The sequence below is a fragment of the Salinivibrio socompensis S35 genome (assembly GCF_000513715.1).
Taxonomy (GTDB): Bacteria; Pseudomonadota; Gammaproteobacteria; order Enterobacterales; family Vibrionaceae; genus Salinivibrio; species Salinivibrio socompensis.
This window is the reverse complement of sequence record NZ_AQOD01000089.1, coordinates 1-10,904: the sequence shown is the minus strand read 5'-3', so window position 1 is coordinate 10,904 and position 10,904 is coordinate 1. Positions and strand designations below refer to the sequence as shown.

The 10,904-nt window shown below is 48.6% G+C and carries 9 protein-coding genes and 4 pseudogenes; 9 read left to right on the top strand and 4 right to left on the bottom strand.

The window, feature by feature from the left end; translation table 11 throughout:
• The 5 genes and pseudogenes from DZ54_RS0110505 to DZ54_RS20865 form a co-directional block, all read left to right on the top strand.
• A partial coding sequence (locus DZ54_RS0110505; RefSeq protein WP_025674023.1) for a winged helix-turn-helix domain-containing protein occupies window positions 1–231 on the top strand: 231 nt, incomplete at its 5' end.
• A pseudogene (locus DZ54_RS20875) lies at window positions 228–1,163 on the top strand (DUF2861 family protein). The gene DZ54_RS0110505 and the pseudogene DZ54_RS20875, both read left to right, overlap by 4 nt.
• Before the next feature lie 125 nt (window positions 1,164–1,288).
• Window positions 1,289–2,418, top strand: a pseudogene (locus DZ54_RS20870) (conjugal transfer protein TraF).
• 97 nt (window positions 2,419–2,515) lie between these two features.
• Window positions 2,516–2,674: a YoaH family protein gene (locus tag DZ54_RS24185; RefSeq protein WP_081721647.1), complete on the top strand. Its 159-nt coding sequence runs from the start codon at window positions 2,516–2,518 to the stop codon at window positions 2,672–2,674.
• Window positions 2,675–2,754: 80 nt separating this feature from the next.
• Window positions 2,755–3,240 (top strand): phosphohydrolase, encoded by a 486-nt coding sequence (locus tag DZ54_RS20865; protein ID WP_338057050.1) that lies wholly within the window; start codon window positions 2,755–2,757, stop codon window positions 3,238–3,240.
• 106 nt (window positions 3,241–3,346) lie between these two features.
• Here DZ54_RS20865 and nadE read toward each other — a convergent pair whose 3' ends face one another.
• Window positions 3,347–4,186 carry an ammonia-dependent NAD(+) synthetase gene (gene nadE, locus DZ54_RS0110480; protein WP_025674022.1) on the bottom strand — a complete coding sequence of 280 codons (840 nt, stop codon included), beginning with the start codon at window positions 4,184–4,186 and terminating at the stop codon, window positions 3,347–3,349.
• A 201-nt stretch (window positions 4,187–4,387) separates the two neighbouring features.
• Here nadE and DZ54_RS0110475 point away from each other — a divergent pair, with 201 nt between their 5' ends.
• On the top strand, window positions 4,388–4,909 hold the full coding sequence (locus DZ54_RS0110475; RefSeq protein WP_025674021.1) for a nicotinate-nicotinamide nucleotide adenylyltransferase: 522 nt from the start codon (window positions 4,388–4,390) through the stop codon (window positions 4,907–4,909).
• Window positions 4,910–4,939: 30 nt separating this feature from the next.
• Here DZ54_RS0110475 and DZ54_RS23520 read toward each other — a convergent pair whose 3' ends face one another.
• Complete coding sequence (locus DZ54_RS23520; protein ID WP_025674020.1) at window positions 4,940–5,611, bottom strand: cupin domain-containing protein; 672 nt, start codon at window positions 5,609–5,611, stop codon at window positions 4,940–4,942.
• Window positions 5,612–5,805: 194 nt separating this feature from the next.
• On the opposite strand from DZ54_RS23520, the pseudogene DZ54_RS20855 reads away from it, so the two are divergent.
• Window positions 5,806–6,971: pseudogene (locus tag DZ54_RS20855) on the top strand (lysophospholipid acyltransferase family protein).
• Window positions 6,972–6,981: 10 nt separating this feature from the next.
• On the opposite strand, the gene DZ54_RS0110460 reads toward DZ54_RS20855, so the two are convergent.
• A complete protein-coding gene (locus tag DZ54_RS0110460; protein WP_025674019.1) occupies window positions 6,982–7,896 on the bottom strand; it encodes a LysR family transcriptional regulator in 915 nt (304 codons plus the stop codon).
• Between the two features lie 459 nt (window positions 7,897–8,355).
• Between DZ54_RS0110460 and DZ54_RS26045 the strand changes: the two are divergent.
• Window positions 8,356–8,803: pseudogene (locus DZ54_RS26045) on the top strand (chromate transporter); the annotation flags it as partial.
• Between the two features lie 27 nt (window positions 8,804–8,830).
• Window positions 8,831–9,397: a chromate transporter gene (locus DZ54_RS20850; protein WP_420804852.1), complete on the top strand. Its 567-nt coding sequence runs from the start codon at window positions 8,831–8,833 to the stop codon at window positions 9,395–9,397.
• Between the two features lie 319 nt (window positions 9,398–9,716).
• On the opposite strand, the gene DZ54_RS20845 is transcribed toward DZ54_RS20850, so the two are convergent.
• The gene (locus tag DZ54_RS20845) at window positions 9,717–10,679 is read right to left on the bottom strand and encodes a Gfo/Idh/MocA family oxidoreductase (protein ID WP_240473963.1); all 963 of its coding nucleotides are present in this window, start codon (window positions 10,677–10,679) and stop codon (window positions 9,717–9,719) included.
• Between the last annotated feature and the right edge of the window lie 225 nt (window positions 10,680–10,904).

The window sequence follows — 10,904 nt, the reverse complement described above, 5'->3', positions numbered from 1 at the left end:
TGTGGCGAACAAGAGGTAACATTGACACGCACTGAGTTTGATTTATTGCATTTTTTAGCCAAAAACGCGGGACGTGTCTTCACTCGCGATGAACTGCTCGATCAAGTGTGGGGCTATAACCATTATCCCACCACGCGTACCGTTGATACCCATATATTACAATTACGCCAGAAGCTACCCTCGGTGAATATCGAGACGTTACGTGGCGTCGGCTATCGTATGAAAGCATGATGAAAAAGCGCGCTATCTTTGGACTATTAGCAACAATGCTGGGTGCTGGTGGCGCGCAGGCAGCTTGGTTTGACGGCAATGACGCGTTAACCAGCGCCCATCAGCGCCTATTAAATGGCCACACTGCGGCAAGTATTGAGGCGATGATTGAAGCATGGCAGCAACCCAATCTCTCTGCCGCTAAACAGGATCATCTCGCTCAACTTCTTGCGCTTGCGATCACGGAAGACTGTGGGCGTAGTTTAAGTCAGAAGACATTACCTGATTGGTTGAGCAATATTTCTGTGCGTCGCGAAACCATCCAAACCACGAGCCGGGTTTATTATCGACTCCAGATCTCAGGTGAATCACCAGCGGGTGTCAATGCACTCACACTAAAACAATGACCGGACCAAACGGTGATGCGTGGTGAGTTCTCTCCGGCGCAGCAACATCGTTGGCGTTTGGTCAAAGATGGGCTTTCCGATCCGATTTCGGAAGGCCTTTATCAACTGACTGTTGAGTCAGTATCGGGGAACACATGGTCGAGTTGGTTGCTTCTGACTCAGCCTCAGCCGCGTCAAACATTGAGCTGGAAAGATACCCGAAGTTGGCATATTGCGCCTTTCGATGATTTTAACTCAACCTGTCAACGACCCTTTCTGAGCCTCAACCTTTATCCGCACAATCAACCGGATGGTGCGCCGATTTGGTCCGCGGAAAAGCACAAACGACTTCCTACCCAGCTGCCAATACTGGATGTGCCTAATGGCCAATATTGGTTTAGTGTCGCCTTGATTGAGCGGCGTTGGCAGGGAGCGCTTTCCATTGAAGAAGTTCAGCGTATCGGGCGAGCGATTGACTTACCGGATCTGGACCCAGAGGTTTTAGATAGACCTGAAGTGTTGGATAGAATGGCGCCGAGTCGCTCTGACAAACAAAGTGATGAATAAATAGATATTTATGTTTTCGTTAAATTGACAAAGTTTACACCTTTTTAGTGAGCACAGTCCAATTTTTCACTTTTACCTCTATGCTTGCTCTTTAAGTATCCAATGAAATACATAGGGGTAACGCAATGACCTTTAAAACAAAAACGCTTGTGGTGGCACTGGCCGCTTGTTCAACCAGTACCCTGGCTGCGACTAATCCAACCGATGCGCGTGCCAATGCCATGGGCGGTGCGGGTGTTGCCTCGGGGGATTATCTTTCCGCCGGCTTCCATAACCCCGCGCTGGCAGCACTTGACCCCGATAGCGCCTTTGGTGTGCTCATCCCGTATATTGGTGCTGAAGCGCGAGATCCCGATGAGCTTATCGACGGGCTGGATGATGTTGCGGATGCATTTGACACTAACAATGCGGGTGAAATCGAGCGATCACTAAAAGCGGTGCAAGGCGATAAAGCCTATGTCAACGCGGGTATTGGTGCTGCAGTGGGCCTCCCTACGAGCTCTATCTCAGCGACATTGTATACCTCCGGATTGATAGAGAGCGCCATATTAACAGATATTGATCCCAATGATTTTGGCCTAACATCCAACCCAAACTCAAATGCAACCATCGTCGCGGCCGGCGTTGGTGAACTAGGCGTGGCGCTGGCCTCGAACCTTGATGTCGCCGGGCAGCGTGTCGCTGTAGGGGTTACGCCAAAACTGCAGCGGATCACCACCTATAACTACGGTATCTCGGTCGATGACTATGATATCGATAATTGGGATGATAGTCGTTACCGCGAAGAGGAAAATGCCTTCAACCTCGACGTGGGCGCGGTGTGGCAGTCGGGCCTTATCGGGTGGGGCTTGCGGGAAAAAACCTGATTAGCCAAGATGTCGATACCGTCACGAGTTCCGTCACTGGCCATCGTTTTACTTACGAGCTTGAGCCGCAATTTACCCTCGGGTCGGCGTTTGTGTCTGATTTTGTCACTGTCGCCGCTGATTTAGACTTGAACAAAAAAAATGGCTTTAAAGGGACCACATCTGTCGATGATGACACCCAGTTTTTCCGGATAGGGGCAGAGTTTGACGCCTTTGGCCATGCGCAACTACGCACCGGTTATCGTGCAGATCTAGAAGATAACGTCGATAATGCCTTTACGCTCGGCCTGGGTTTGTCACCCTTTGGCGTCGCCAATCTCGATATCGCGGCAAGTATTATTGACAGTAACAGCTATGGTGGCTCCGCACAGCTGGCCTTTACGTTTTAAACCAGTTACTGCATGACAAATGATTGGGCAGGCCCTAAAATAGCCTGCCTTTTTTGATCATCACTTACCACTCACTGACCACCAAGAGAGCAACCTTATGTTTGATGGCGTTACGCTAAACCATGAGCAACAACAAGAAGCGGCAGAGCGCATTCATGCACTGATGGCAGAAGGAATGAGCAGCGGTGCAGCGATTATGCAGGTTGCCAATGAAATACGAACGCAAGCGGCCCAAGCCTCTTCGTCTGAAGAGTGAGATACGCTGCAAACACATTGCCTTTTTATTTACAATTCCGACAATTCCTGATTAATTTGAAGTAAGTCAGTAAAGGAGTGTTGGATGGGGAGTCGGCTGGAACAAGCGCGAGAGTGGGCGAGGGTGCGACATGCCTCCAGCGATATGGGGCTCAGCCTTACCGTTGCCACTTAGATCATGTCGAGCGAATTGCGACGCCTTTTGGTGAACAAGCGCGTATTGTGGCGCAACTGCACGATATCTTGGAAGACACTGCCACACGCGTGGATGAGATCGCTGCGCTTTTCGGCCCCACGGTGGCTCGTGCGGTGGTGCTGGTGACGGATCCGCGCCGACCCAATCGCGAGGAGCGAAAACGCGCGTTAAACCAGCGCTTGATTGTGCTTGATATCACAGATGAGGCTGCCTGGCTTGCCTTGGTGGTGAAAACCTGTGATCGCCTTGCAAACGTCATTGCCAGTAGTGAACACAGTCCAATCCGGTTTGAGCAATATCAACGCGAACACGGTGGTTTTCGCGTCGCTGTGTATCGGCCGGTTTGTGTGACAACCTATGGCAAGAGTTAGATGGCTTGATTGATGCCGGCCAACAGGCCGACCGGCATCCTGATCATCAGCTCCACGCGTCGATATCTTAACTGCTGTTTTCGACAACGCGGTCAATGCTTACTCGTTAGTCCTCTAAGTCATAGATAGTCGGGACCGGCTGCCGTTTGTGCTGCGTTGCCTGATACACCTTAATAATCTTCTCTTTTACTGCCTTATCAACAGGCTTACCTTCAAGAAAATCATCAATTTGATCATAGGTCAGTTGCAGTGCGTCTTCGTCAGCTTTTTGTGGTGATAAGTCTTCCAAATCCGCGGTAGGGGTTTTATTGACTAACACGTGAGGCGCTTCTAAGTGGGCGGCAAGTTGACGCACTTGGCGTTTATTCAGACCAAACAAAGGGGCAAGATCGCAGGCGCCATCGCCGAATTTGGTATAAAACCCGGTGATATTTTCTGCCGAGTGATCGGTGCCGACAACCAAACCTTGGGTTAAACCGGCAATTTCATATTGCGCCACCATTCGGGCGCGCGCTTTAACATTGCCTTTGGCAAAATCAATCCGCCCTTCGCTTGCTGGTAATAGGCCGACTTCCGACACCGCATCGAGTACCGATTGATGTGTGCCGTCGACACCAGGTTTCACATTGACGACCACGATTTTACTAGGTTGGATAAATGATAACGCGAGTTGGGCTTCATCCTCGTCTTTTTGCTCACCGTAGGGTAAGCGTACTGCAATAAACTGATACTGCTCGGTGCCCGTACCTTGATTAAGCTCGTCGACGGCTAGTTGTGCCAGTTTGCCACATGTTGAAGAATCGACGCCCCCACTAATGCCTAATACGAGGCTCCGTGTTCCTGAGCGCTGCAGCATGGTTTTGATAAACGCAATACGACGGCGTACTTCGAGCGCTGGATCAATCGTGGGTTGCACGCGCATTTCTTCGCGGATCGGGTGTTCCATGTTGTGTTCCTCTCTTTAACTCTGGCATGCGACTTAAGTGAAGGTTTGGCTGCGTATTATTGTGCATGATCTCTCGCGTGTTGGGTATAGCCAAATCAATCCCTTCGCGTTGCTGGTTACGTGTTAGGTTTTTGATTGGTTTCATGGCATCATTGTGCGCCACATCCACCGCATCCAGAATGGTTCGGCAAAGAGAATACGATGACAGAGCAAATCGCAGTTTTTGGTAGTGCTTTTAATCCGCCGACGCAAGGCCATGCGTCGGTATTGGCGCAACTGAATCACTTTGACCAGGTATTACTGGTTCCCAGCTACAAGCATGCTTGGGGGAAAGCGATGGCGCCTTATGATACCCGCTGTAAGTGGGTGCAGACGTTTATTGAGGATGTCGCGCTCCCGAACCTAAGGCTGTGTCAACGTGAAGCGTCGCTTGGCGCTGAAGGTGATCCTGTCACAACCTTTATGCTGCTGAGTGCGTTACAGCAAGATTACCCAGAAGCCGCGTTAACGTTTGTCGTTGGGCCAGACAACTTGGTCAAGTTTGGTCAATTCGCGAACAGTGACGAGATCCTTGCGCGCTGGTCTGTCTTGGGTATGCCTGAAAAAGTGGTGGTGCGAAGTACCCATATACGTGAACGCCTACAGCAGGGGTTGTCGATCAGTGAGTTAACCACCCCGAACGTCGCAGCACAGCTAACCGATTCGGCGTTCAGGGTTTATTAACACTTGGCGGGTTGGTATTTGCCTTTGGTATCATGCCTCGAAAGCGTCGGTATAACGCGCATACAGTGATTCTGCCTGCGCGTGTGCGATGCCGATATTAGTCGCCGCCTTGGTTAATTTTTGCCCAGATTTAAGGGCTGCACGGAGTTGTCTCACGATAAAATACTCGTGTAAGTCTTCCATGGTCAGTTGCGTGAGTGCTTGTAATTGATAGTGTTGTTCAGCGTTTGCGGGCGGTTGACCTGTTTGCGCTCGTGTCACACAGTCTGCCAAGCTTTGGGTTTGTCGGTCGAGAGTTTGCGATGGCGACATGAGTGAAATCTGATCGAGCACGACAGCTTGAAGCCGGTGTGCTTGCGCTGATGATGACGGCTGATATGCTGATGTACAAAGTGCAGAAAGACTGGCAACAAGTAGGGGCGACACCTCGACATGGCCAACTTGTGTGGGCAGCGTTCGCGTCACACGTGGTGAAACAGCGAGTTGATGGACACGTGTATTAGGTGTGATAGTCAGGGCATGCAAACATTCAAATGGAAGCCAAAACCCTTGACCATTAAGCACAGGGATATCGGTTTTCCCTAAGCGAACAAATACGACGCCGTCTTCAACATACAGCAAATTGGCCGTGTAACGACGCTTACGAGGCGTAAAAGTCAGGGATGAGGATTGGTAACAAGTATGTTCGCTGGTGTACTTCATAATGGCGTCTCAATGTAACAAGGTGGCAATGGTGAGCACTTTTGCTGTTAAGGTCAAGTAAACAGCCCGAAAGGGAACCCTTTTGTTGCGGGAAGGTCTGACCTCCAACCTGTGGAAAATATCGGTGGATTCACTTTGAATCCTTGTTTGGCTGCGTAAAATGGCGCGGTTTTTATTAGCTATTATGGAAGAACGTGCAGACAGTTAACGATCCCTATCAAGAGATTCGTCCCTATTGTGACGAAGAAGTTCCAGGTGCGATTCAGCGTCTTGTTCAAGACGACGAGTTTATCAATGCGATTTTATCTTATCGCTATCCACACGCATCTGGCCCGCTCGGTTGGCTACTCAAGCCTGCGCTAAAACTGTATCTAACAAAAAAATGGAATAACATCAGAACGGTACAGGACGTGCAGCTACATGTTGCCAGTTATATGCGCAAGATGATTAAGACCAGCTGTGACAAGGTCACGGTCTCGGGCGTTGAAAATCTCGATCCAAGCCAAGCGTATCTGTTTGTCTCTAACCATAGAGATATTGCCATGGATCCCGCCTTAGTTAATTGGTGTTTGCATCAGCGCGGATTAGATACGGTAAGAATCGCAATTGGTGATAACTTATTGCGTAAGCCTTGTGCAACGGAGCTGATGAAACTGAATAAAAGTTTTATTGTGAAGCGTTCTGCTAAAGCCCCCCGTGAAATGATGAAATCGTTATCACAATTATCAGCTTACTTACGTCTTTCTCTCGATGAAGGCAGTCTATCTGGATTGCGCAACGAGAAGGACGGGCAAAAACCGGCGAAGACATCACCGATCCTGCGATCTTAAAAATGTTCTACATGGAAGGGCGAAAACGTAAGCAAGATTTTGATACGTACATGAGCGATTTAAACGTAGTACCTGTCGCGATATCGTATCAAAACGATCCTTGCGATCTGGACAAAGCAACGGAATTGGATGCGGTTAAGCGATTAGGGGCTTACGAAAAAAGTGAGTTTGAAGACATTCAGACCATCGTTAAAGGCATCGTCGGCAATAAACGCCATGTTCATGTCGCCTTTGGTAAGCCTGTGACACCGTCACAAGATACGCCTAATTCCATGGCGGCCAAGATTGATAGCCAAATTCATCAGCTGTATCGTTTGTATCCGGCCAATTATATTGCGGCTGGGGTAGAGTATGACAGTGTCACACCAGCCGAACGCCGTCTTTATGAGCAAAAAATCGCCCAAGCGCCTGAATCGGCACGCGAGTATTTGCAACAAATGTACGCCAATCCCGTTCTCAACCAACAGACAGCAGGTTCTGTCCTGTCAAATGAAGACGTCAACGTTGTGGGAGAAAAAAGCGGCGTGTGACCTTGTCACTTTACTGGCGATCCCAAGGCGGTGGATCGCCAATTTCATCACGCATGAAATCGACAAACTCTCTGACCTTAGGCGCAAGATGCTTACGTCGTGGATAAACGATATAAATCGGCAGATCTAGACAAGGCTGCCACTCAGGAAGTATCTCAACCAGCTCGCCAGTTTCTAACTCATCGTTTAATAGATAGGTCGCTAGATACGCGATCCCCAATCCCTCTTTGACCGCTTCGAGCACCGCAGGGGCGTTATTGATCGTGTATTGACCACTGACATGAACCACTTGTTCAGTGCCGGCCTTGGTGAAGGGCCATTGATCATAACGACGCTCACGACTTTGGTAGGTAATACAGTCATGATGACGTAATTCATTCAGTTGTTGCGGCGTACCTTTATTCGTGAGGTAGGTTGGGGCAGCGACCAGTTTAAACTGACAGTCTGCCAGTTTCCTAGCCACCATTCCCTCAGGAGGATGCTCATGAATCGCCACCCAACAGTCATAGCCTTCTTCGACGAGACTAGGGCGATGGTCGAACAGACTAATGTCGAGATTAAGATCAGGGTACAGGTGCCGGAATTTGGCAAAATGGCGCGTCATTATCGTATTACCAAATGACTGTGCGACGCCAATTTTTAGCTTGCCGGTTACCTCATTACGATAACCAGCGACCATGGCTTCGGCTTCATCTAAGGTTGCCATTAACTGGCTACCATAATCCGCGTATCGACTTCCCACTTCGGTTAACGATACGGAGCGGGTGTTACGCTGTACCAGCTGGACACCCAAACGATCCTCAAGATAACGAACCTGTTTACTCACTTGTGATTTGGAAATACCCAGTCTTTCAGCGGCGCGAGTAAAGTGCTGCTCTTGTGCAACGGCAGCCAACACAACAATTTGTTGAAGATGTTCGAGCATAGTCTGTGCTTCCATGTTCTCAGTAGGGTGAGCCTACCACATATTTCCCTGACTCTGGAATTATCTGTGACAACGTCACATTAAATTATCATGGAGACAGAACACATAGCCAGCACGATAGCGGTTGTTTTATTCAATATGCTTCATCTGTGACAAGCCCTACTGCAAATCGCTATCTCTTTGTATGGCCTCATAGAGGCATCCTCTATTGTATTGTCCCGATCATCCAGGTCTCTTATTTTTATATCCTATTGTTTTACAATATCTTACTGCTTATTGTTTCTAGATGGACACACTAAATACGATAAACGTAATCGCTAACTTTCAAAATGGTTGTAAACTTTCACATTGTCTTTCATTTATTCTTTTATCTGCTTATGTATTATTTATATCGATAATTGAAATGGCTTATTTTTATTCATGGCTCACATTGCATAAATTTAAGCGAGGAGGTGATAAATGATTGAATTAATCAAACAGTTTTTCTTGCTAGGGTGCATGTCGTTCGGTGGGCCTGCTGCGCATGTCGGCTATTTTGAGCGTGTGTTCGTTAAAGAGAAGCGGTGGCTGAGTGAGGATACCTTTGCTTCTGGTTTAGCAATCAGCCAGTTTTTACCTGGCCCAGGAAGCAGTCAGCTCGGCATGTATATAGGCTATCAACGCGCGGTDKTGTGGTGGTGCGTTTGGCGCATTTGTGGCGTTTACCTTGCCTTCTTTTATTTTGTTGACGGCAGCGGCGGTACTAAACAGCGGCGCACAAGCTTCAGATTGGATCGCGAGCATCATTAGCGCAGCCAAATTATTGGCGGTCGTGGTAGTGATTGATGCCACTGTATCAATCGGCAGGAAATTTATCGGTTCGTTAGCGACTGGGGCAATGGCGGTTGCAACAACGTTATGGCTACTGCTAACACCATCGGGCGTATTATACCAAGTGCTTCCCATTCTAATTGCAGGCATTGTGGGAGCCATTGGGTTTGCGAAGCCCCAACTAAATCAAACGTCAGTCAACATCGCGTGGCGCCGCAGTGCCGTCATCCTTAGCCTTTTTTTACTCTTACTCACGGTACCTTGGTTGTTCAATCAAACCTTATGGGTGCAGGTGTTTAATCTGTTTTATCAAGCAGGCAGTTTTGTCTTTGGTGGCGGGCATGTGGTCTTACCACTACTTGAGCCGATCGTAGGTGACGTTGTCACTGATTCGGCATTAATTGAAGGCTATGCGGCCGCTCAGTTGGTGCCGGGCCCGATGTTCACCATGGCGAGCTATTTAGGCGCGAGTGTTGAAGGGCTGGCACCCGTGTGGGGCAGTATTATTGCAACGATCGCGATTTTCTTGCCTGGCGCATTGCTGATGTTCGGTGTCTTGCCGATTTGGGAGGCCGTTAAAACCCAGCCTCGTTTGGCCGGTGCGATTAGCCTCATTAACGCAAGTGTGGTGGGGCTTCTTGCCGCAGCGCTTTATCAACCCGTATGGTTTCCGCCTATAAGCAACCCTTAGATTTAGTACCCATAGCGCTTGGCTTAGTGGCATTGGCCAAATGGCGGATATCGGTTTTTTGGCTCTTACTATTCATGATGGTTTATCAGTTTACACTCGATTAAGGCATCAAATAGGGTTTCTTTTTGTCTAGCTCAGTCATAACCTGGGCTTTTTCCTATTCTTAAACGCACTATAACTTTATATATTGATATAAAAAAGCTCATACCTATGGTTCATGTGGTTGAGCTTTTTTATTTCTATAAACGGTTAGCTTTGAAAGTCCCAGGCTGATGAGTGCCGGTTTCAGATGCGCGCTGCGCAAGTTCTATAGCATAAATCACTTTACTTGCAGAAATGGGACAAACAGGTGAGGTTGATTACCTGCTATCGCTTCGGCCAAGCCATCAAATAGATGGTGATATTTACCGTCTTCGAGGGTGAGCGGATCAGCAGTGACACTGTCACCAACCTCGATCAAGCCTTGATAAGCCTGCTCACCAAAGCCTGCGGCGGTCACCATTAAGCCTGCGCGCAATTGTTCTTCCTGAATATCTAATCCTAGCGTACTGAATGTGGCTTTTTCACCTTGAACGACAAAGCGTTCGGTGGTGCCTGAACGGTAAGGGCTCGACGATAAAACCACTTCAGTATCTGGGTAATGTAGCGTTACTTGAAAATAGTCGGTCGTTTCGCTTCCTGGGCGTAGTGCACGACAGGTGCCAGAGATCGCATTTGGTTCGCCCAATAGGTATAGAGCTTGATCAATCAAGTGAGAGCCGAGATCATAGAGTATGCCAGCGCCTTCACCTGGCAGCTCACGCCAACGTTGACGGACTTCTGGGCGATAGCGATTAAAGCTGGAGTGCATAACTTTGATGTCGCCGAGTTCACCTGCGAGGTGTAAACCTTTTAACGTAAGAAAATCACCGTCCCAGCGGCGGTTATGGTAGGGGCACAAGACTAAGCCTTTTTGTTTGGCCAGCTCGGCAAGCTCGAGGCCATCACGGCTATTGGTGACAAAAGGCTTTTCCACTAAGACATGGCAACCAGCTTCTAATGCTTGTTTAACGTGTTGGTAGTGGAGATGGTTGGGCGTGGTGATCACGACTAAGTCGGGCGTCTGTTGCGCTAACAAGGTACTCAGATCATCAAAGCAAGCAGCTTTGGGTAACCGCTGTGCCACCTGATCAGGCTTGCTTGAGACAACCGCGGAAATAGCAAACTCAGAGGTGGCGCTTAGAAAAGGAACATGAAAGGTGTTGGCAGAAAAACCAAAACCGACCAACGCTGTTTTTATCATAAAGCTTACTCGCATTGACGATGTATTATCAGCACTTTATAGGACATCGACATTCCAATCAATCCAAGCTAGGTTTGGCGTGATAACTCATCGCTGTTTAATGAGCCAAGGCATGCAATACGCTGAGAGATCCCCTCATAAATCCGCCAATGCATAGCCCTCTTTTAAGAGCTGCTGGGCTAGAACCACAGCCGCAGCTAAGAAGTGTTGAGTTATAATTTCGTA

Bases quoted from the DNA above. Each gene is read 5' to 3' on its own strand.
- DZ54_RS24185 (WP_081721647.1), top strand. From the start codon at position 2,516: ATGTTTGATGGCGTTACGCTAAACCATGAGCAACAACAAGAAGCGGCA.
- DZ54_RS20845 (WP_240473963.1), bottom strand. From the start codon at position 10,679: ATGATAAAAACAGCGTTGGTCGGTTTTGGTTTTTCTGCCAACACCTTT.
- DZ54_RS23520 (WP_025674020.1), bottom strand. From the start codon at position 5,611: ATGAAGTACACCAGCGAACATACTTGTTACCAATCCTCATCCCTGACT.
- DZ54_RS0110460 (WP_025674019.1), bottom strand. From the start codon at position 7,896: ATGCTCGAACATCTTCAACAAATTGTTGTGTTGGCTGCCGTTGCACAA.
- DZ54_RS0110475 (WP_025674021.1), top strand. From the start codon at position 4,388: ATGACAGAGCAAATCGCAGTTTTTGGTAGTGCTTTTAATCCGCCGACG.
- nadE (WP_025674022.1), bottom strand. From the start codon at position 4,186: ATGGAACACCCGATCCGCGAAGAAATGCGCGTGCAACCCACGATTGAT.